Raw genomic sequence first — 19589 nt, 5'->3', positions numbered from 1 at the left:
CCCTTGCATGCCCGATCCGGGTGTGCAGGCGAATGGTTACAAAGACGCAACAGAGCCGCCATACGGCAGGCCCGCGGCATCCGTCAGAGCACGTCTCCCCGACCCGTCAGCTTCAGGGCGTCCACGACGCCCTTCACCCGCTGCGCGTGCTCGCTCGTGGTGACCAGGAGGGCGTCGTCCGTGTCGACGATGACGATGTCCTTCACGCCGATGACGCTGATGACGCGCTTCGTGTGGGTCACGACGATGCCGCTGGCCGCGTCGGACAGGATGCGCGCGTTCTCGCCGAGGATCGCGAGGTCGTTCTTGCGGCCTCCGGAGTTGAGCTTGGCCAGGCTCGCGAAGTCGCCCACGTCGTCCCAGTCGAAGTGGCCGGGGACGACCGCGAGCTTGCCCTTCTGGGCGGCGGGCTCGGCGACGACGTAGTCAATGGCGATCTTCGGCAGCGTCGGCCAGATGCGGTCGACGGCGGGGCCGCGGAGCGCGCGGTCGTCCCAGGCCTCGGCCAGCTCCAGGAGTCCGGCGTGCAGCTTCGGGTTGTTGGCGGCGATCTCCGCGAGAAGCACGTCGGCGCGAGTGATGAACATGCCCGCGTTCCAGAGGTAGTCGCGGTCGGACACGTACTTCTTCGCGGTCTCGAGATCGGGCTTCTCGACGAAGCTCTCGACGAGCGACGCGTCGCGGGCGCCCTCGACGATCAGCTCCGCACCTCTCTTGATGTATCCGAAGCCGACCGCGGGCTCCGACGGGGTGATGCCGATCGTGCAGATGTAGCCCTCGCGGGCCACCTCCACCGCGTCGCGGACGGCGAATTCGAACACGCGGGAGCTGCGGATGACGTGGTCGGCGGCGAAGGAGCCGATGACCACGTCGGGCTCGCGGCGGTGCAGGATCGCGGCGGCCAAGCCGATCGCCGCGGCGGAGTCGCGGGGCTCGGACTCGAGGAAGACGTTGTGGTCGGCGATGCCGGGGAGCTGCGCCTCGACGGCGGCGCGGTGGGCGCGTCCGGTGACGACGGCGATCCGGTCCGGGCCCGACAGGGGCGCGAGGCGGTCCCAGGTGTCGCGCAGCAGCGAGTGCCCGGAGCCCGTGAGGTCGTGCAGGAACTTCGGCGCGTCGGCGCGGGAGAGAGGCCACAGCCGGCTGCCGACGCCTCCGGCGGGGATCACGGCGTAGAAGTCGTCCAGGGATGCGGGCATGCGCACCAGAGTATCGGTGCGGATGCCGCGGCCCCATCTCCTCCCGGCGTACCGTTCCGCAGCGCCGCGGCGGTGCTGAGGTATCTCGACATCGAGATACCCGGGCACCCCGAACCCTCTCTGCATCTACCCGGCAATACACTGAGAAGGCTCTATGCGACCCTCGGGCCGCGGCATCCGGGCATCATCGATCAGAGAGGACGACCGTGTCTGCAGACGCACGCGTGACACCGTCGATATCGCGGACCACCTCGAAGGTCCCTCGCGGGACGCTCTATCGGGGCAACGAGGGGATGTGGTCGTGGGTGCTGCACCGCATCACCGGTGTGGCCATCTTCTTCTTCCTCTTGGTCCACGTCCTGGACACCGCGCTCATCCGCGTGTCCCCTGAGGCCTACAACGCGGTCATCGGCACCTACAAGAACCCGATCATGGCCCTCGGCGAGGTGGTGCTGGTCGCGGCCATCGCCTACCACGCCTATAACGGCCTGCGCATCATCGCGGTGGACTCCTGGAGCTGGGCGACCCGGCACCAGCGTCAGCTCTGGTGGGGCGTCCTCGCGGTGTGGGCGGTCACCATGGCCGGCTTCGCGCCTCGGCATCTGATGCTCGCCTTCGGAGGTGAATGATGACCACGATCGAAGCGCCCCGCACCCCGGTCGTCCGCAAGAAGGGCTCCAACCTCGAGAAGTGGGGCTGGATCTACATGCGCGTGTCCGGGCTCATCCTGGTCGTGCTGATCTTCGGGCACCTCTTCGTGAACCTCATGGTCGGCGAGGGCATCTCCGGCATCGACTTCGCCTTCGTCGCCGGCAAGTACGCCTCTCCCTTCTGGCAGGCCTGGGACGGCCTCATGCTGTGGCTCGCGCTGATCCACGGCGCGAACGGCATGCGCACGATCATCAACGACTACGTGACGCACCCCCGCACCCGCGCGGTGCTCGTCGGCGCCGTCGTCGTGGCCGCCGCGTTCCTCATCGTCCTGGGCACGCTGGTCATCACGACCTTCGACCCCTGCCTCGGCTTCGATCCCGCCACCGCCTCCGACACCATCTCCTCGATCTGCGCCTGAGCGCCGGTCGGTGTCCCCTCTCCCGGACGGAAAGCACCCCCACGTGAGCACCCAGACCTCCGAGTCCGTCATCAAGGACGGCGTGCACTACCACCAGTTCGACATCGTCATCGTGGGCGCCGGCGGCGCCGGCATGCGCGCGGCCATCGAGGCGGGACCGGGCGCCAGCACGGCCGTCATCTCGAAGCTGTACCCGACCCGCTCGCACACGGGCGCGGCGCAGGGCGGCATGGCCGCTGCGCTCGCGAACGTCGAAGAGGACTCCTGGGAGTGGCACACCTTCGACACCGTGAAGGGCGGCGACTACCTCGTCGACCAGGATGCGGCCGAGATCCTCGCGAAGGAGGCCATCGACGCCGTCATCGACCTCGAGAACATGGGCCTGCCGTTCAACCGCACGCCCGACGGCAAGATCGACCAGCGCCGCTTCGGCGGCCACACGGCCGACCACGGCAAGTCGCCTGTGCGCCGATCCTGTTACGCCGCCGACCGCACCGGCCACATGATCCTGCAGACGCTGTTCCAGAACTGCGTCAAGCTCGGCATCAACTTCTTCAACGAGTACTACGTTCTCGACCTGCTGACGGTGAAGGCGCCTGACGGCTCCACACTCGTCTCCGGCGTCGTCGCGTACGACCTCGCCACCGGAGACCTGCACGTCTTCCAGTCGAAGGCCGTCATCTTCGCCACAGGCGGCTTCGGCAAGATCTACAAGACGACCTCGAACGCCCACACCCTCACGGGCGACGGCGTCGGGATCGTCTGGCGCAAGGGCCTGCCGCTGGAGGACATGGAGTTCTTCCAGTTCCACCCGACCGGTCTGGCCGGGCTCGGCATCCTCCTCACCGAGGGCGCCCGCGGCGAAGGCGCGATCCTGCGCAACGCCAGCGGCGAGCGCTTCATGGAGCGCTACGCCCCGACCATCAAGGACCTGGCGCCGCGTGACATCGTCGCGCGCTGCATGGTGCAGGAGGTCGCGGAGGGCCGTGGCGCCGGACCGCACAAGGACTACGTGCTGCTGGACTGCACGCACCTGGGCGCCGAGGTGCTGGAGACGAAGCTCCCCGACATCACCGAGTTCGCCCGCACCTACCTCGGCGTCGACCCCGTGACGGAGCCGGTGCCCGTCATGCCCACCGCGCACTACGCGATGGGCGGCATCCCGACCAACAACAACGCCGAGGTGCTCAGCGACAACACGACCGTGGTGCCCGGCCTCTACGCCGCGGGCGAGTGCGCCTGCGTGTCGGTGCACGGCTCGAACCGCCTCGGCACCAACTCGCTGCTCGACATCAACGTCTTCGGCAAGCGCGCCGGCCGCAACGCGGTCGAGTACGTCAAGACGGCCGACTTCGTGCCGCTCCCCGAGGACCCCGCAGGCCCCGTCCGCGACATGATCGAGACGCTCCGTGCGAACCCGGGCGAGGAGCGCATCGCCGTCCTGCGCAAGACGCTTCAGGACGAGATGGACAAGGGCGCCCAGGTGTTCCGCACCCATGACTCCCTCGCCCACGTCCTCGACGTCATCGCCGACCTCCGCGAGCGCTACATAAACATCCACGTCGACGACAAGGGCAAGCGGTACAACACCGACCTGCTCGAAGCCGTCGAGCTGGGGTTCCTGCTCGACCTCGCCGAGGTCGTCGTCTACTCCGCGCAGAACCGCGAGGAGAGCCGCGGCGGTCACATGCGCGATGACTTCCCGACGCGCGACGACGAGAACTACATGCAGCACACGATGGCCTACCTGACGGGCGATGCCCACTCGTCGCACCCGGCCGATCACATCGAGCTCGGCTGGAAGCCCGTGGTCATCACGCGCTACCAGCCCATGGAGAGGAAGTACTGATGACTCTCGTCTCAGACGCCGACACCCAGGAGACCACCGAGGACACCGGCATCCAGTCGTTCCTCGTGACCTTCATCGTCCGCCGCTTCAACCCGGAGGTCGACGAGGAGCCGCGCTGGATCGACTACGACGTGGAGCTCTACTCCACCGACCGCGTGCTCGACGCCCTGCACAAGATCAAGTGGGAGGTCGACGGCTCCCTGTCGTTCCGCCGCTCGTGCGCGCACGGCATCTGCGGCTCCGACGCCATGCGCATCAACGGCCGCAACCGCCTCGCCTGCAAGACGCTGATCAAGGACCTCGACATCTCGAAGCCGATCTACGTCGAGGCGATCAAGGGCCTCCCCCTCGAGAAGGACCTCATCGTCGACATGGAGCCGTTCTTCGCCTCCTACCGCGACGTCCAGCCCTTCCTGATCGCCAACTCCACGCCGGAGAAGGGCAAGGAGCGCGTGCAGTCGATCGCCGACCGCGAGATCTTCGACGACACGACGAAGTGCATCCTCTGCGCCGCGTGCACCTCGTCGTGCCCCGTGTTCTGGACCGACGGGCAGTACTTCGGCCCGGCCGCGATCGTCAACGCGCACCGGTTCATCTTCGACTCCCGCGATGACGCCGCCGACGTGCGCCTCGACATCCTCAACGACAAGGAAGGCGTGTGGCGCTGCCGCACCACCTTCAACTGCACCGAGGCGTGCCCCCGCGGCATCGAGGTCACCAAGGCCATCGCCGAGGTCAAGCAGGCCGTCATGCGCGGTCGCCGCTGAGCGTCCTCGCACGCAGCCGACACGGAACGCCCGCCCTCCCGGCGGGCGTTCCGTGGTTCCGGGCACGGATGCCGCGGGCCGGCCGCTTCCGGATCGTTATCCTGTCACGGTGACCTCGAACAGCGGCCGGCCGCGCTGGGACGACGCGCAGGAGGCCCTGCGCGAGCGTTTCGACGAGCCGCTGGCCCGCGCGACGGAGCTCACCCGGGCGACGCTCGCCTGGTTCCCCGTGCGGGTCTGGCGCCACTTCCTGCAGCGGAACGGGTTCCTCCTGGCTGCCGGAGTGAGCTACCAGGCGCTCTTCGCGATCTTCGCGGCGATCTACGTGGCCTTCGCCAGCGTCGGACTGTGGCTCGGGGCGAGCTCGTCGGCGATCACGGCGATGATCGGGGTCGTCAACACCTACATCCCCGGGCTGATCAGGAAAGAGGGCGGTCTCTTCACGCCCGACCAGGTGACAGCGATCGCCACCAGCACGACGGGCGTGCTCAGCGTCACCGGAGCGATCGCCATCGTCACGGTCATCTGGACCGCCATCGGCTGGGTCACGTTCTCCCGCCGGGCCGTGCGCGACATCTTCGGTCTGCCGTTCGACCCCCGCAGCTACTTCCTGCTCAAGGCACGCGACCTCCTCGCCGCCCTTCTGTTCGGCGTCGCCCTGCTGGTCGGCTCGGGCCTCAGCACCGTGAGCACACTGACCCTGGACTGGCTGCTCTCCATGGTCGGATGGCACATCGGATCCGCCGGGGTGAATTCCAGCATCCGCATCGTGACCGTCATCGTGTCGTTCGCGATCAACACCGCCGCGCTCGGGGCGATGGTGCGCTTCCTGACCGGCACCGCGCTGCCGTGGCGCACGATCCGCCCCGGGGCCATGATCGGCGGAGGCGCGCTGACCGTGCTGCAGCTCGGCGCGGGTCTGCTGCTCTTCTACACCCCCACGAATCTGCTGCTGGCGACCTTCGCGGTCTTCATCGGCCTGCTGCTGTGGTTCCGGCTGAACGGCATCGTGATGCTGGTCGCGGCGTCCTGGATCGCCGTGGCCGCCACGGACCGGGAGATCCCGCTCGGCGGGCAGAGCGAGGAGGAGCGCGTGTGCGCCGAGCACGCGGCGCTGGTGCTCGCCGCGCAGGTGCGCCTGCGGTCCGCCCGGCAGGAGCGCACGCACGCGCCGTGGTACCGGGCCTGGGCCGCCGAGCGCGCGCTGCGTGCCGCGCAGGACGACCTCGACGAGCTCGAGCGGACGGCCCCCGCGCCGGCGTCGCGGGGCGTGCTGCTGGACTGACCCGCTCCTGCGCCGGCCGTGCTCCTCCCCGCTCCTGCGCCGGGCTCGCTGTCGGCGGCTGCGCCTAGGCTGGCGGACGTGTCACGCCCCCTTCGCATCGCCTCGGTCAACGTCAACGGGATCCGGGCGGCGGTGCGGAAAGGCATGCTCGACTGGCTGGCCGAGGCGGAGGTCGACGTGATGGCGCTGCAGGAGGTGCGGGCGAGCGCCGACGAGCTCGCCGCGGCCCTCCCCGGCTGGGAGCTGGTCAACGACGAGGCGGTCGCCAAGGGCCGCGCAGGCGTCGCCATCGCCACCCGCACGTCCGCCGTCGCGGTGCGCCGGGGCCTCGGTCGCGACGCCGACGGTGCGGACGTCGACATCGACAGCGCGGGCCGCTGGATCGAAGCCGACCTCGACGTCGACGGCGAGCTCGTGACCGTCGTCAGCGCCTACGTGCACACCGGCGAGGCCGACTCCCCCAAGCAGGAGGCGAAGTGGGCGTTCCTCGACGCCATGGAGGAGCGGATGCCGCGGCTCCGCGCCGCGACCCCGCTCGCGCTGATCATGGGCGACCTGAACGTCGGCCACCGCGAGCTCGACATCCGCAACTGGAAGGGCAACGTCAAGAAGGCCGGGTTCCTCCCGCGGGAGCGCGCGTACTTCGACCGGTTCCTCGGCGAGGAGGGCTCCGCGGTGACCGGCGTCGACGGCTCCTCGGGCACCGGGCTGGGATGGGTCGACGTGGGACGGCGGGCCGCCGGAGACGTCGACGGCCCGTACACGTGGTGGTCGATGCGCGGGCGCGCGTTCGACACCGACACCGGCTGGCGCATCGACTACCACCTCGCGTCGCCTGAGCTGGCCGCGCGGGCGAGCGGCTACCGCGTCGTGCGGGCGCCGTCGTGGGACACGCGGTGGAGCGATCACGCGCCGGTCATCGCGGACTACACCATCGGGCAGTGAACCTCCCGGGCATCCGGCGGCGGTCGGGCCGAACCCGTTGGGTAGAATCGCGGTGATGGGCGAGCGCGCGGGGAGATGTCGATGACGGGTCGTCGATGGACGCGCGCAGCCGCCGCCGCACTGGTCGGCGCGGTGCTGGTGCTGTCGGGCTGCACCGCTCCGACGCAGGTGATCCCGACGCCCACCCCCGACCCGCCGCGGGCCCTGTCGGGCACGCTCGACCCGCTCGCCTCCGGCGTGTCACGCTCCGCATGGACGGTGACCGCCTGGAACACCGGTCCCGACGGCTCCCGCGCGATCGGCACGGGCACGACGGACGCCACCGGCGGATTCGACCTCGAGATCGATGAGACCGACGTGGAGGGCGTCGTCTACGTCGACGCCCGACCGAAGGACGCCGAGCGCGCCCTCCTCGGGGTCATCGTCGATCCGGCCGCGACCTCCGTGACCCTCAACGAGCGCACGACAGTGGCCGCCGGCTATGGTCTGGCTCCGTTCTTCGGACAGGCCGTGCCGACCGGACGCGAGAAGGCGGTGACCAATGCGGCGAGCATGGCCGCCAACCTCGCCGACCCGGCGACCGGAGCGCTCGGCACGGTGCTCTCGACCTCGCCGAACGGGGCGGAGACACCCACCCTGGCGACGTTCACCTCCCTCACGCGGATGCTGTCGGCGTGCCTGCAGACGGCGAAGTCCTGCGACTCGCTGTTCACCGCCGCCGGCAACGACCGCGACCGGCTCGCCTCGGCGTCCGCGGCCTTCGCCGGCATCGCCCGCGACCCGTCCGGCTCCGCCGACCAGCTCTTCGCCCTGTCTCTGACAGCGCGCAACCTCGACCCCGGTCTCGCCGAGCCGCCGACCGCGTGGACGCTCGCCCTGCGCTTCACGGGCGCGGAGGAGGGCGACGACGCGCTCGTCGGCCCCGGCACGTTCGCCATCGATCCCGACGGGCACATCTTCGTGACCGACAGCTATCCGGTCGACGAGACCGGCAGCGCTCTCTGCGGGGCGCGCGTGGTCGAGTTCGCCCCCGACGGCAGCCGGGTCTCGGCCCTCCCCGGCGGGCAGACCGGGCTCGGCATCGATTTCGATCGCACCGGCCGTCTCTGGGTGAGCGCTGCCGGCGCCTGCGCCGACACCGCGGACAGCACCGACGGCGCCGTGGCGCTGTTCGACGGACCCACCCAGGTCTCCCCCGAGACCGGCTACACCCGCGGCCGGCTCAGCTCGCCGCAGGGCCTCGAGGTCGACCGCGACGGCAACCTCTGGATCGCCAACTGCGGCAACGACACCATCAGCCGCTACACGGCCGCCGACCCCGGCGAGGCGAAGAATCTCGGCAGCGTCGGACTGCGGACGCCCTTCGGCATCGTCGACAACGGCCAGAGCGTCTTCGTGACCGGCTCCGGCGACGACAGCGTCGCCGTGCTCGGCCGCGACGGCGAGCCCCTCGACTCCTCACCGCTCTCCGAGGGCTTCGACCAGCCCCTGGGCATCACGAGCGACCGTGCCGGCAACGTCTGGGTGGCCAACGCCGCCGGCGGCGTGCCGGCCTGCGCCGACAGCACCCCCGGACCCCGCGGGCTCCCGTCGATCATGCTGATCTCTCCGAACGGCACGACCGTGTCGGTGCCCTTCACAGGCGGTGGCATCACCGTGCCGCGGGCCATCGCGACGGACGGCGACGGCAACGTCTGGGTGGCCAACGCGAGCGGGCAGCGCATCAGCGAGTTCTGCGGCGCCGACGCCGCCACCTGTCCGCGCGATCTGGTGACCGGCGAGCCGATCTCGCCCGACGGCACCGGCTACACCTTCGAGGGCTTCACCGGTTCGACCGGCATCGCCGTCGACCCGTCGGGCAACGTGTGGGTCACCGACAACGCGCCCGCCGATCCCGCGCAGCCCGGATCCGGCGGCCGGCACATCGTCGCGTTCGTCGGCGCGGCTGCGCCCGTGGCGGTCGACGAGTTCCAGTGACGCGCGGGTGCGGCATCCCGCGCCGGTAAAATAGGGCGGTGACCACCCCGCGCCTCTATTCCGGCATGCAGCCCTCGGCCGACTCCCTCCAGATCGGCAACTACATCGGGGCGCTCATGCAGTGGCGCGAGCTCCAGGACTCGTACGAGGCGTTCTTCTCCGTCGTCGACCTGCACGCGCTGACCCAGCCGAACGACCCCGCCGAGCTGCGTGAGAAGACGCGGCGCACGGCGGCGCAGTACATCGCCGCCGGCATCGAGCCGTCGCGCTCGACGCTCTACGTGCAGTCGCACGTGCGCGCGCACGCGGAGCTCGCGTGGATCCTGTCGACCATCACCGGGTTCGGCGAGGCCGGGCGCATGACGCAGTTCAAGGACAAGTCGCAGCGCTACGGCACCGACGCCACCTCCGTCGGCCTCTTCACCTACCCGGTGCTGATGGCCGCCGACATCCTGCTCTACCAGACCGACATCGTGCCGGTCGGCGACGACCAGAAGCAGCACGTGGAGCTGACGCGCGATCTCGCCGAGCGCTTCAACGCGCGGTACGGGCAGACGTTCCGGGTGCCGATGCCGGTCATCCAGCAGGAGACCGCGCGCATCTACGACCTGCAGAACCCGACGGCGAAGATGTCGAAGTCGGCGGAGTCGGATGCCGGTGTGCTCTGGCTGCTCGATGACCCGGCGGTCTCGGCGAAGAAGATCATGCGCGCGGTGACCGATTCGGACGGCACGGTGCGCTACGACCGCGAGGCCAAGCCCGGGGTGTCGAACCTGCTCGTCATCTACGCCGCGCTGACCGGCCGGCAGATCCCGTCGATCGAGGACGAGTACGCCGGCCGTGGCTACGGAGACTTCAAGAAGGGCCTCGCCGAGGTCGTGGTGTCGGAGTTCGGTCCGGTGCGCGAGCGCGCGCTGGCGCTGCTGGATGACCCCGCCGAGCTCGACCGGGTGCTCAGCGGCAACGCCGCGCGCGCCGAGGAGACCGCCGACCGCACCCTCACCGACGTCTACGACAAGATCGGTCTGCTCCGCCGGGTCTGACGGCCGGCCGCTAGCGTGGCCGGGTGGAGATCACTGTGCTGCGCACCGACCGGCTGGTGCTGTCACCGCCGTCGCCCGACGATGCGGAGGCGATCTTCGCGGCGTGTCAGGATCCCGTCCTGCAGCAGTACACGACCGTGCCGGCGCCGTACGAGCGCCATCACGCGGACGACTTCATCGCCAAGACGCAGACGTGGTGGGACGAGGGCGCCGAGGTGACGTGGGCCATCCGCGCCGACGGCCTGCTGGTCGGCATGATCGGCGTCCACGCCCTGAAGGACGAAGAGGGCGAGATCGGATACTGGATGGCCGACGCCGCGCGCGGCCAGGGGTATCTCGTCGAAGCCGGCCGTGCCGTCGTCGACGTCGCGCTCGACCCGCAGGGGCTCGCGCTGGTCCGGCTGGGCTGGCGCGCGATCGCCGGCAACATCGCCTCCGCCCGCGCGGCACGCGCGCTAGGCTTCCGCTACGAGGGCCTGCTCCGTCAGGGGCTGCACGGTCCCCGCGGTCATCACGACGGGTGGATCGCCGCCCTCCTTCCCACAGACGTTCGGATGCCGCAGCCCTGGCCCGTGCTCGCGGACTGACGGCCGAGCGGCACGGGGATCGACCGGCCCACGCAAGCCCGGCCCGGCGCCTTTCGCCGCGTGCCAGGATGGGCGCATGCCCGAGATGCCCGAGGTGCAGGGGCTGGCCGACTTCCTGCGCGGCCGCGTGCGCGGCCTTCAGATCATGCGCGTGACGGTCACCTCCATCGCCGCGCTGAAGACGTACGACCCTCCCGTCCAGGCGCTGCAGGGGCTGCGGGTCGCCGCGGTCGAGCGTCATGGCAAGTTCCTCGACCTCGCGACGGAGCCGGCGGACGACGCAGCCGCGGACGGGGCGCCGCACCTCGTGTTCCACCTCGCCAAGGCCGGGTGGCTGCGGTGGTACGAGCAGGTGCCCGCCACCGTGCTCCGTCCAGGCAAGACGCCCATCGCGCTGCGCTTGGTCTTCGAAGACGGCTCGGGCTTCGACCTCACCGAGGCCGGCACGAAGAAGTCGCTCGCGGTCTACGTCGTGCGGGACACGGCCGAGGTAGCCGGCATCGCGCGCCTCGGACCCGACCCGCTCGACCCCGCCTTCACCCGCGACGAGCTCGCCGCGCTGCTGGCCGGCCGCCGCACCCAGATCAAGGGCGTGCTGCGCGACCAGTCGATCATCGCCGGGGTCGGCAACGCCTACTCCGACGAGATCCTCCACGCGGCCAAGATGTCGCCCTACGCCCTGGCGTCGAGCTTCGGGGAGGCCGACGTCGACCACCTCTTCGCCGCCATGACCACGACGCTCACGGATGCTGTGGCCGCCGCATCCGGCAAGCCTCCGGCCGATCTGAAGGATGCCAAGCGCGGCGGGATGCGGGTGCACGGCCGCCGCGGGCAGGCGTGCCCGGTCTGCGGCGACGAGGTGCGCAGCGTGTTCTTCGCCGACAACTCCCTCGAGTACTGCCCGACGTGTCAGACCGGCGGCAAGCTGCTGGCCGACCGGCGCCTGTCGCGGCTGCTGAAGTGACCGGCGCCGTCCGGCGTGTCGACTCGCTGCGCTGACCCACGAGCGACGCGGGTACCGGGCGCGGAGACGTCGCAGGCCCGGCCCGCACAGCGGAACCGGGCCTGCGATGGGCGATCAGCGGGTGACGAAGGGGAGCAGCACCGCGTTGATCTCTTCGGCGTGCGTCCACAGCATGCCGTGGGGAGCGCCGTCGATCTCGTGGTACTCGGCGTTCGGCACCGCCTTCGAGAACGGGCGGCCGGTGAGGTCGATCGGCAGGATGTTGTCGGACGTGCCGTGCGCGATGAGCACGGGCTTGCCGCTCGCGGCCACGACCTCGACATCCGCGGTGAAGTCCTCGATCCACGTCGGGACGACCGCGTAGGCCGCGATCGGGGCGCTGCCGGTCGCGGTGTTCCAGCTCGCCGTCACGGCCTCCTGCGAGATGCGCGAGCCGAGGTTCTCGTCGAGGTTGTAGAAGTTCTTGTAGAACTCGGTGAACCACGCGAAGCGGTCGGCCTTGGCGGCGGCCGCGATCCCGTCGAACTGCTCCTGCGGCGCGCCCTGCCCCAGCATCCCGGGTTCGAGCGAGGCGAGGAAGGCGAACTTGGCGACGCGGTCGGTGCCGTGGTTCTTCGCGTAGCGGGCGAGCTCGCCGGTGCCCATCGAGAAGCCCACGAGGGTGACCTCGGTGAGGTCGAGGTGCGTGAGCACTGCGTCGAGGTCGGCGGCGAAGGTGTCGTAGTCGTACCCCGTCTCCACCTTCGACGAACGGCCGAAGCCGCGGCGGTCGTACGTGATGACGCGGCGGCCGGCCTCACGCAGCTCGCGGGCCTGTCGCTCCCACGACGAGCCGTCGAGAGGATAGCCGTGGATGAGCACGACCGGAGCGCCGGAGCCGTGGTCCTCGTAGTACAGCTCGATCGGGGTCGAGTTCTCCTGGCCGACGGTGATGTAACCCATGGGGTCCTCCTCGTGTGACGGATGAGAACGGTCGTTCTCACCTCGATAGGGCTACAGTAGAGAACGAGCGTTCTCCACGCAACCCCTCGGAGGTGAGCAGGTCATGTCGGAGCTCCATACAGACCGCGAACGCATCGTCGACGCCGCCGACCGCCTCTTCTACGGCCGCGGCATCCAGTCGGTCGGAATGGACGCCGTCCGTGCCGCCGCGCACGTGCCCCTGAAGCGTCTCTACGCCGAGTTCCCCTCGAAGGACGCGCTCCTGGTCGAGGTGCTCGATCACCGCACCGACATCTGGAACGCGGGCATCGCGCAGGCGAGCGCGTCGGCCGTCACCCCCCGCGAGAAGCTCCTGGCGGTCTACGACTTCCTCGACGGGTGGTTCCGCACCGACGACTTCCGCGGCTGCGGGTTCATCAACGCCTTCGGAGAGCTCGGCGCCGTCTCGGCGCCCGTCGCGGCGGCCGCGCGCTCGCAGAAGGCCGGGTTCGGGCGCTACGTCGCCGGCCTCGTGGCCGACCTCGCCGTCGATCAGGTGCTGGGCGACCAGCTCGCCCTGCTCGCGGAGGGTGCGCAGACCACCGCGGCGATCAGCGGACGACCGGATGCCGCGGCGCACGCGCGCGCGGCAGCGGAGACCCTCATCGACGCCGCCCTGGAGCGCGCGCACGTCACGGAATGAAACCGCCCGTCCCGCGTTGATTACACTGATGAGCAGCAAGTGCTCCGGGGTCGGTGGGAATCCGAACCGGCGGTGACAGTCCGCGAACCCTCGTCCTCCATCCGATTGCGGATGCGGCGAGGGCCGATCCGGTGGAATTCCGGAACCGACGGTGATGCGACGGAGGTTTCGTCGCTAGTCCGGATGGGAGGCAGCACAGGCGTCGCGTGCGCGACGCGTCTTCCCAGCACCCCCGGTATCCGGACGAGGGCGGGAAGCGCATGACGGTGAGCGAGGCCGAGAACGCGGCGATGAGCCGCGCCTTCGAGCTCGCCGCGCGCGGCCCCCGCGGCATCAACCCGCAGGTCGGCGCCGTGCTGCTCTCCCCCGACGGCCGCATCGTCGCCGAGGGGTGGCACCGCGGCGCCGGCACCCCGCACGCCGAGGTCGACGCCCTCTCGCACCTCGACGGGGGCGACGCGTCCGGCCTGACCGCCGTCGTGACCCTCGAGCCCTGCAACCACCGCGGGCGCACCGGACCCTGCGCGGTCGCCCTCCTCGAGGCCGGCGTCTCGCGCGTCCTCTACGCCGTCGACGACCCCAACCCCGTCGCCGGCGGCGGCGCCGAGCGCCTCGCGGAGGCAGGGGTCGAGGTGGCGGCGGGCGTGCGTCGTTCCGACGGCGAGACGCTCCTCGACGGGTGGCTCACGGCGACCCGGCTCGGACGTCCGCGCGTGACGGTCAAGTGGGCGCAGAGCCTCGACGGCCGCGCCGCCGCCGACGACGGCACCAGCCAGTGGATCACGGGCGAGGTCGCCCGTGCGGACGTCCACCGCCGCCGGGCCCAGGCCGACGCCATCGTCGTCGGCACCGGCACGGTGCTCGCGGACGACCCGTCGCTGACAGCCCGCACCCCCGACGGCTCGCTGTATCCGACGCAGCCGGTGCCCGTCGTGATCGGGCGACGCGAGGTGCCGGCGGATGCCGCACTGTTCCGCCACCCGAAGACCCCGGTCCTTGCGGGTGGGCGCGATCTGCCCGAGGTGCTCCGCGATCTGCATGGGCGCGGCATCCAGAGCGTCTTCGTGGAAGGCGGACCCACCCTCGCCAGCGCGTTCGTGACCGCCGGGCTCGCCGACGAGGTGCTGGTCTACCTCGCGCCGGTGCTGCTCGGGGGCGGCCGCCTCGCGGTCACCGACCTCGGGGTCACCACGATCGCGGATGCCCGCCGCCTGTCGGTGACCGACGTGCAGCACCTGGGCGACGACCTCCTGGTCATCGCCCACCCCTCCCCCCTCGTCGAAGGAGCCTCCTGATGTTCACCGGAATCGTCGAAGAGATCGGCGCAGTGACGGCTGTGACCGCATCGGGTGACGGCGTGCGCGTGACCGTGCGCGCTCCCCGGGCGGTGTCGGATGCCGGACACGGCGACTCGATCTCCGTCAGCGGCGTCTGCCTCACCGTGGTCGACCGCGGCGAGGACTGGTTCACCGCCGACGTCATGCGTCAGACGCTGGACATGTCCACGCTCGCCGGCATCGACGAGGGCCGCGCGGTCAACCTCGAGCGGGCCACCGTCGCGCACGGCCGTCTCGGCGGCCACATCGTCCAGGGGCACATCGACGGCACCGGCGAGATCCTCGACATCCGTCCCGGCGATCAGTGGAGCGTGCTGCGCATCTCCCTGCCGGCGGAGCTCGCGCCGCTCGTGGTCGACAAGGGGTCGATCGCCGTCGACGGCGTCTCGCTCACCGTGAGCGCGGCCAGCCCGGCGTCCGAGCCGGACGCGTGGTTCGAGGTCTCGCTCATCCCCGAGACCCTCGCCGCCACGACCCTCGGCGGCCGCTCGCTCGGCGACCGCGTGAACCTCGAGACCGACATCCTGGCGCGGCACGTGCAGCGCCTGCTCGCATTCTCCCCGACGGCTGCGGCCGTCCCGACAGAAGGAGGCTCGCGATGAGCCTTTCCACCATCGAAGAGGCCCTGGACTCGCTGCGCGCGGGCCGGCCGGTCATCGTCGCCGACGACGAGAGCCGCGAGAACGAGGGCGACATCATCCTCTCCGCGGAGAAGGCGACGGCCGAGTGGCTGGCCTGGACCATCCGCTGGTCCAGCGGCTTCATCTGCGCCCCGATGCCCGCGGACTGGGCGGACCGCCTCGACCTGCCGCCCATGGTCGCGCAGAACGAGGACGCACGCGGCACCGCCTACACGGTCAGCGTCGACGCGGCCGACCGCGTGTCCACCGGCATCAGCGCGGCCGACCGCTCGCACACGCTGAACGTGCTGGCGAACCCCGAGTCCACGCCGACCAGCGTCATCCGTCCCGGACACGTGCTCCCCCTCCGCGCCGTCGACGGCGGCGTCCGCGAGCGCGCGGGCCACACCGAGGCCGCCGTGGAGCTCATGAAGCTCGCGGGGCTGTCCCCCGTCGGCGCGATCGGCGAGGTCGTCGCCGAGGACGGCAGCATGATGCGGCTGCCGGGGCTGCTCGAGCTCGGCGCCCGCGAGAACCTGCCGGTCATCACCATCGAGCAGCTGATCGCGCACCTCGAGGAGACCGATCCGGCCGACGCGACCGTCCCCGCCGTCGCTCGCCGTCGCGTCAGCCTGCGGGCCGAGTCCACCGTGCCGACGTCGCACGGCGTGTTCCGCTTCCGCGCCTACAAGGACCGCACGACCGGCACGGATCACCTCGCGGTGATCTCCGGCGACCTGGACGACGACGCCCCGCTGGTCCGCGTGCACTCGGAGTGCCTGACGGGCGAGGCCTTCGGGTCGTTGAAGTGCGAGTGCGGCCCCCAGCTCGACGCGGCGCTCGACGCCATCGAGCAGGACGGCGGCGTCGTGGTCTACATGCGCGGCCACGAGGGCCGCGGCATCGGGCTCATCAACAAGCTGCGCGCCTACAGCCTGCAGGAGCGGGGGCTCGACACCGTCGACGCCAACCTCGCCCTCGGCCTCCCGGCCGACGCGCGCGACTACGCCGCAGCGGCGGGCATCCTCGCCGATCTCGGCATAGAGAAGGTGCGCCTGCTGACGAACAACGCCGACAAGGTGGCGCAGCTGCGCGAGCTCGGACTCGAGATCGTCGAGCAGGTGCCTCTGCTGGTCGGCGTCGGGCCCAACAACCACCAGTACCTCCAGACCAAGCGCGACCGCATGGGCCACATCATCGCCGAGCAGGACCTCGCCGATGCGATCGCACAGATGCACGAAGGAGCCGGCTCATGAGCGGCAAGGGAGCACCGATCACGGGCGGGGCCGACGCCTCCGGACTGGACATCGTCGTGGTGGCCGGCACATGGCACGACGCCATCAGCGACGGTCTGATCGCCGGCGCGGAGCGGGCCCTGGATGCGGCGGGGGCCTCGTGGCGCCTCGTGCGCGTGCCGGGGTCGTTCGAGCTTCCGGTGGCGGCCAAGGCCGCACTCGACGCAGGAGCCGACGCGGTGGTGGCCCTCGGCGTCATCATCCGGGGCGGCACGCCCCACTTCGAGTACGTGTCGTCGGCGGCCACCGACGGTCTCACGCGTGTGGCGCTCGACACCGGCAAGCCCGTGGGCTTCGGGGTGCTGACTCTCGACGACGAGCAGCAGGGACTCGACCGCGCCGGCCTCGAGGGCTCCAAGGAGGACAAGGGAGCGGAGGCGGCGGATGCGGCGATCCGCACCGCCCTCGTGCTGCAGGCGCTCCGGGCCTGACGCCGTACACCTTCAGCCAGGCTTAAGGTACCCTGGCGGCATGGAGTTCCTTCGCCACGCCGTCGTCCTCGTCCACCTCGTCGGCTTCGCCGTGCTCTTCGGCTCGTGGGTGGTCGCGGCCACCGGAGCCCGGAAGTTCACGCGCGTCATGGACGGCGGGCTGGCCATCGCCGCCGTCGCGGGCCTCGCCCTGGCGGCGCCGTGGGGCACGGACGGCGACCTGAACTACGTGAAGATCGCCGTCAAGCTCGTCGTCCTGCTGATCATCGGCGCGATCCTGGGCATCGGGTCGGGGCGCCAGCGCCGCGGCGCCGCCGTCGCGCCCGCCCTCTTCTGGTCGGTCGGCGTGCTGACGCTCGTCAACGCCGGCATCGCCGTGCTCTGGCGCTGACGCCGAGGCCTCACCTCCCGCAGCGCGGCCGCCCACGGGTCTAGGCTTGTCACCCGTGTCCGCCACCTCCGCCGCAGCCCGGCCCGCCAACTCCCGCTCGCGCGTCATCACCGCGAGCCTGGTGGGAACCACCATCGAGTTCTACGACTTCTACGCCTACGCCACCGCGGCCGTGCTCGTCTTCCCCGTCCTCTTCTTCCCGACGGGCAACGACACGACGTCGCTGCTGCTGTCGTTCAGCGTCTTCGGCGCCGCCATGATCGCGCGGCCGCTCGGGGCCATCGTATTCGGCCACTTCGGCGACCGCTTCGGGCGCAAGGCCACGCTCGTGGCATCCCTCCTCACGATGGGCATCGCGACCTTCCTCATCGGCTGCCTGCCCACCTTCGCCGACATCGGCGTGTGGGCCGCCCTCCTTCTTCTGCTGATGCGGCTCGTGCAGGGCTTCGCGCTCGGCGGCGAGTGGTCGGGCGCCGCCCTGGTGGCCACGGAGAACGCGCCGAAGGGCAAGCGCGCCTGGTACGGCACGTTCCCCCAGCTCGGCGCACCGCTGGGCTTCATCATCGCGAACGCGGTCTTCCTGATCATCAACTTCGCCCTCCCGCACCCCGACGGCGGCGCGCAGCGCTCCGCCGAGTTCCTCGCCTGGGGGTGGCGCGTGCCGTTCCTCTTCTCGGCGGTGATGGTGATCGTGGGCCTGTACGTGCGCCTGCGGCTCGTGGAGTCCCAGACGTTCTCCGCGGCGGAGAAGACCGGCGCGATCCGCCGCTTCCCGCTGGGTGCGGCCCTGCGGAACAACTGGCGCCAGCTGATCCTCGGCACCTTCATCATGCTCGCGACCTATGTGCTCTTCTACCTGATGACGCAGTTCACGCTGTCGTACGGCACGAAGGCCGCCGACCTCGCCACCGCGGCCGCCGCCGCGCGGGCCGCCGCCGAGCGCGGAGGCCCGGCCTACGACGCGACCGCGTTCGCCGCGCAGTTCTATCCGGGCCTCGGCTTCGGCTTCACCGACTTCGTCATCATGCAGATCGTCGGCGTCGTCTTCTTCGGCATCTTCACCCTGCTGTCGGGCCCGCTCGCGGACGCGATCGGCCGGCGGAAGCTGCTCATGTGGGTGACCGGACTCATCATCGTGTTCGGCCTGACCTTCTCGGTCTTCCTCCTGCCGCACGCCGACCCGAAGTTCACCGGCGCGCTGGTGCAGGCCTTCCTCGTCTTCGGCTTCGTGCTGATGGGGGCCACGTTCGGACCGATGGGCGCGGTGCTGCCCGAGCTCTTCCCGACGAACGTGCGCTACACCGGATCGGCCATCTCGTACAACGTCGCCTCGATCCTGGGCGCGGCCCTCGCGCCGATCGTCGCGCTGTGGCTGTGGTCGCTCAGCGGCGACGGCAACCCCGTCCTCGTCGGGCTCTACCTCTCGGCGATGGGCGTGCTCACGATGATCGCCCTGATCCTCTCCCCCGAGACGAAGGACGTCGACTTCGAGGAGAACATCGGGGTGGGTGCGACCGCGTCGCTCTGAGCCGCCGACGGACGGATGCCGCGGGCCGCTGGGCCCGCGGCATCCGTCGTCTGCGCGGAATCGTCCGGATGACCGGGTCGGATGTCAACCACATCACGATCCGGATCCGCCTCGGCATACGTTCGCCTGACTCACCGAGGGAGAGCCATGGCCCATCCGCCGCCCGCACGTTCCAAGTACCCGCGCAGTCCGATCGCAGGACCCTACGGACACCCGTTCCACCCGATCGCGATCATCATCCCCATCGGGGCCTGGGTCGCCGCCATCATCTTCGACATCCTCGCCCTCACGGGGGATGACGCGTCCGCCTTCGCGGTCGGCGCCCGCATCCTCATCATCATCGGCCTGATCGGGTCGGTCGCCGCCGCCCTGCTCGGCGTCATCGACTGGTTCGGTCTGCCCCCGGGCACGACCGCCCGCGCGACGGGTACGACGCACATGGTGCTCAACCTCGCCGTGATGTGTCTCTTCCTCGTCAGCCTGCTGCTGCGCGACAGCGATGACGTGGTGCCGATGATGGCGTTCCTGGCGAGCGTCGCCGGCATCGTGCTGCTCGCAGCCTCCGGATGGCTGGGCGGCAAGCTCGCGCACACCTTCGGGGTGCGCGTCGCCGACGAGCGCACACAGGCCGAGGGCTACGAGCCGCTTCCGTGACCGACCGCCGACGCACCCACC

20 protein-coding genes and 1 riboswitch are annotated in these 19589 nt (G+C 70.7%); of the genes, 18 read left to right on the top strand and 2 right to left on the bottom strand.

Annotated features, from left to right (window positions below):
* Window positions 1-83 precede the first annotated feature (83 nt).
* Complete coding sequence (locus CVS47_RS03460) at window positions 84-1199, bottom strand: mannose-1-phosphate guanylyltransferase (RefSeq protein ID WP_127094837.1); 1116 nt, start codon at window positions 1197-1199, stop codon at window positions 84-86.
* Between the two features lie 206 nt (window positions 1200-1405).
* On the opposite strand from CVS47_RS03460, the gene sdhC reads away from it, so the two are divergent.
* The 10 genes from sdhC to CVS47_RS03410 all read left to right on the top strand — a co-directional run bounded on the left by sdhC (window position 1406) and on the right by CVS47_RS03410 (window position 11688).
* Complete coding sequence (gene sdhC / locus CVS47_RS03455) at window positions 1406-1828, top strand: succinate dehydrogenase, cytochrome b556 subunit (protein WP_127094836.1); 423 nt, start codon at window positions 1406-1408, stop codon at window positions 1826-1828.
* Window positions 1828-2271 (top strand): succinate dehydrogenase hydrophobic membrane anchor subunit, encoded by a 444-nt coding sequence (locus tag CVS47_RS03450; protein WP_127094835.1) that lies wholly within the window; start codon window positions 1828-1830, stop codon window positions 2269-2271. Before sdhC ends, CVS47_RS03450 begins: the two co-directional genes overlap by 1 nt.
* 43 nt (window positions 2272-2314) lie before the next feature.
* Window positions 2315-4120 carry a succinate dehydrogenase flavoprotein subunit gene (gene sdhA / locus CVS47_RS03445; protein ID WP_127094834.1) on the top strand — a complete coding sequence of 602 codons (1806 nt, stop codon included), beginning with the start codon at window positions 2315-2317 and terminating at the stop codon, window positions 4118-4120.
* The gene (locus CVS47_RS03440; RefSeq protein WP_127094833.1) at window positions 4120-4887 is read left to right on the top strand and encodes a succinate dehydrogenase iron-sulfur subunit; all 768 of its coding nucleotides are present in this window, start codon (window positions 4120-4122) and stop codon (window positions 4885-4887) included. Before sdhA ends, CVS47_RS03440 begins: the two co-directional genes overlap by 1 nt.
* Before the next feature lie 109 nt (window positions 4888-4996).
* Window positions 4997-6172: a YihY/virulence factor BrkB family protein gene (locus CVS47_RS03435; protein ID WP_127094832.1), complete on the top strand. Its 1176-nt coding sequence runs from the start codon at window positions 4997-4999 to the stop codon at window positions 6170-6172.
* Window positions 6173-6250: 78 nt separating this feature from the next.
* The gene (locus tag CVS47_RS03430; protein ID WP_206502737.1) at window positions 6251-7117 is read left to right on the top strand and encodes an exodeoxyribonuclease III; all 867 of its coding nucleotides are present in this window, start codon (window positions 6251-6253) and stop codon (window positions 7115-7117) included.
* A gap of 81 nt (window positions 7118-7198) precedes the next feature.
* On the top strand, window positions 7199-9094 hold the full coding sequence (locus tag CVS47_RS03425; RefSeq protein ID WP_127094831.1) for an NHL repeat-containing protein: 1896 nt from the start codon (window positions 7199-7201) through the stop codon (window positions 9092-9094).
* A 38-nt stretch (window positions 9095-9132) separates the two neighbouring features.
* Window positions 9133-10137, top strand: coding sequence for a tryptophan--tRNA ligase (gene trpS / locus CVS47_RS03420; RefSeq protein ID WP_127094830.1), 1005 nt, complete (start codon window positions 9133-9135; stop codon window positions 10135-10137).
* Between the two features lie 23 nt (window positions 10138-10160).
* Window positions 10161-10724 (top strand): GNAT family N-acetyltransferase, encoded by a 564-nt coding sequence (locus tag CVS47_RS03415; protein ID WP_127094829.1) that lies wholly within the window; start codon window positions 10161-10163, stop codon window positions 10722-10724.
* 76 nt (window positions 10725-10800) lie between these two features.
* A complete protein-coding gene (locus CVS47_RS03410) occupies window positions 10801-11688 on the top strand; it encodes an Fpg/Nei family DNA glycosylase (RefSeq protein ID WP_127094828.1) in 888 nt (295 codons plus the stop codon).
* 114 nt (window positions 11689-11802) lie between these two features.
* Here CVS47_RS03410 and CVS47_RS03405 read toward each other — a convergent pair whose 3' ends face one another.
* Window positions 11803-12630 carry an alpha/beta fold hydrolase gene (locus CVS47_RS03405; RefSeq protein WP_127094827.1) on the bottom strand — a complete coding sequence of 276 codons (828 nt, stop codon included), beginning with the start codon at window positions 12628-12630 and terminating at the stop codon, window positions 11803-11805.
* Window positions 12631-12733: 103 nt separating this feature from the next.
* Here CVS47_RS03405 and CVS47_RS03400 point away from each other — a divergent pair, with 103 nt between their 5' ends.
* The 8 genes from CVS47_RS03400 (at window position 12734) to CVS47_RS03365 (ending at window position 19568) form a co-directional block, all read left to right on the top strand.
* A complete protein-coding gene (locus tag CVS47_RS03400) occupies window positions 12734-13312 on the top strand; it encodes a TetR/AcrR family transcriptional regulator (protein WP_127094826.1) in 579 nt (192 codons plus the stop codon).
* 37 nt (window positions 13313-13349) lie between these two features.
* Window positions 13350-13511, top strand: a riboswitch (FMN riboswitch).
* 61 nt (window positions 13512-13572) lie between these two features.
* The gene (ribD, locus tag CVS47_RS03395; protein WP_127097171.1) at window positions 13573-14607 is read left to right on the top strand and encodes a bifunctional diaminohydroxyphosphoribosylaminopyrimidine deaminase/5-amino-6-(5-phosphoribosylamino)uracil reductase RibD; all 1035 of its coding nucleotides are present in this window, start codon (window positions 13573-13575) and stop codon (window positions 14605-14607) included.
* On the top strand, window positions 14607-15251 hold the full coding sequence (locus CVS47_RS03390) for a riboflavin synthase (RefSeq protein ID WP_127094825.1): 645 nt from the start codon (window positions 14607-14609) through the stop codon (window positions 15249-15251). The genes ribD and CVS47_RS03390 overlap by 1 nt, the downstream gene beginning before the upstream one ends.
* Window positions 15248-16525, top strand: coding sequence for a GTP cyclohydrolase II (gene ribA / locus CVS47_RS03385; protein ID WP_127094824.1), 1278 nt, complete (start codon window positions 15248-15250; stop codon window positions 16523-16525). Before CVS47_RS03390 ends, ribA begins: the two co-directional genes overlap by 4 nt.
* Complete coding sequence (ribH, locus tag CVS47_RS03380) at window positions 16522-16995, top strand: 6,7-dimethyl-8-ribityllumazine synthase (RefSeq protein ID WP_127094823.1); 474 nt, start codon at window positions 16522-16524, stop codon at window positions 16993-16995. The genes ribA and ribH overlap by 4 nt, the downstream gene beginning before the upstream one ends.
* A gap of 40 nt (window positions 16996-17035) precedes the next feature.
* Window positions 17036-17386, top strand: a complete 351-nt coding sequence (locus CVS47_RS03375) for a Fe-S protein (RefSeq protein ID WP_127094822.1) — start codon at window positions 17036-17038, stop codon at window positions 17384-17386.
* A gap of 55 nt (window positions 17387-17441) precedes the next feature.
* Complete coding sequence (locus tag CVS47_RS03370; protein ID WP_127094821.1) at window positions 17442-18914, top strand: MFS transporter; 1473 nt, start codon at window positions 17442-17444, stop codon at window positions 18912-18914.
* 147 nt (window positions 18915-19061) lie between these two features.
* Window positions 19062-19568: a DUF2231 domain-containing protein gene (locus CVS47_RS03365; RefSeq protein WP_127094820.1), complete on the top strand. Its 507-nt coding sequence runs from the start codon at window positions 19062-19064 to the stop codon at window positions 19566-19568.
* Window positions 19569-19589 lie beyond the last annotated feature (21 nt).

The sequence above is a fragment of the Microbacterium lemovicicum genome (assembly GCF_003991875.1).
GTDB classification, from domain to species: Bacteria; Actinomycetota; Actinomycetes; order Actinomycetales; family Microbacteriaceae; genus Microbacterium; species Microbacterium lemovicicum.
This window is presented reverse-complemented; position numbering and strand designations above follow the sequence as displayed.

What these genes read in the sequence shown, in the direction of transcription:
- ribD (WP_127097171.1), top strand. Translation starts at nt 13,573, where the DNA reads ATGACGGTGAGCGAGGCCGAGAACGCGGCGATGAGCCGCGCCTTCGAG.
- CVS47_RS03365 (WP_127094820.1), top strand. Translation starts at nt 19,062, where the DNA reads ATGGCCCATCCGCCGCCCGCACGTTCCAAGTACCCGCGCAGTCCGATC.
- ribH (WP_127094823.1), top strand. Translation starts at nt 16,522, where the DNA reads ATGAGCGGCAAGGGAGCACCGATCACGGGCGGGGCCGACGCCTCCGGA.
- CVS47_RS03410 (WP_127094828.1), top strand. Translation starts at nt 10,801, where the DNA reads ATGCCCGAGATGCCCGAGGTGCAGGGGCTGGCCGACTTCCTGCGCGGC.
- CVS47_RS03375 (WP_127094822.1), top strand. Translation starts at nt 17,036, where the DNA reads ATGGAGTTCCTTCGCCACGCCGTCGTCCTCGTCCACCTCGTCGGCTTC.
- CVS47_RS03425 (WP_127094831.1), top strand. Translation starts at nt 7,199, where the DNA reads ATGACGGGTCGTCGATGGACGCGCGCAGCCGCCGCCGCACTGGTCGGC.
- CVS47_RS03460 (WP_127094837.1), bottom strand. Translation starts at nt 1,199, where the DNA reads ATGCCCGCATCCCTGGACGACTTCTACGCCGTGATCCCCGCCGGAGGC.
- CVS47_RS03400 (WP_127094826.1), top strand. Translation starts at nt 12,734, where the DNA reads ATGTCGGAGCTCCATACAGACCGCGAACGCATCGTCGACGCCGCCGAC.
- CVS47_RS03440 (WP_127094833.1), top strand. Translation starts at nt 4,120, where the DNA reads ATGACTCTCGTCTCAGACGCCGACACCCAGGAGACCACCGAGGACACC.
- ribA (WP_127094824.1), top strand. Translation starts at nt 15,248, where the DNA reads ATGAGCCTTTCCACCATCGAAGAGGCCCTGGACTCGCTGCGCGCGGGC.
- CVS47_RS03405 (WP_127094827.1), bottom strand. Translation starts at nt 12,630, where the DNA reads ATGGGTTACATCACCGTCGGCCAGGAGAACTCGACCCCGATCGAGCTG.
- CVS47_RS03450 (WP_127094835.1), top strand. Translation starts at nt 1,828, where the DNA reads ATGACCACGATCGAAGCGCCCCGCACCCCGGTCGTCCGCAAGAAGGGC.
- CVS47_RS03390 (WP_127094825.1), top strand. Translation starts at nt 14,607, where the DNA reads ATGTTCACCGGAATCGTCGAAGAGATCGGCGCAGTGACGGCTGTGACC.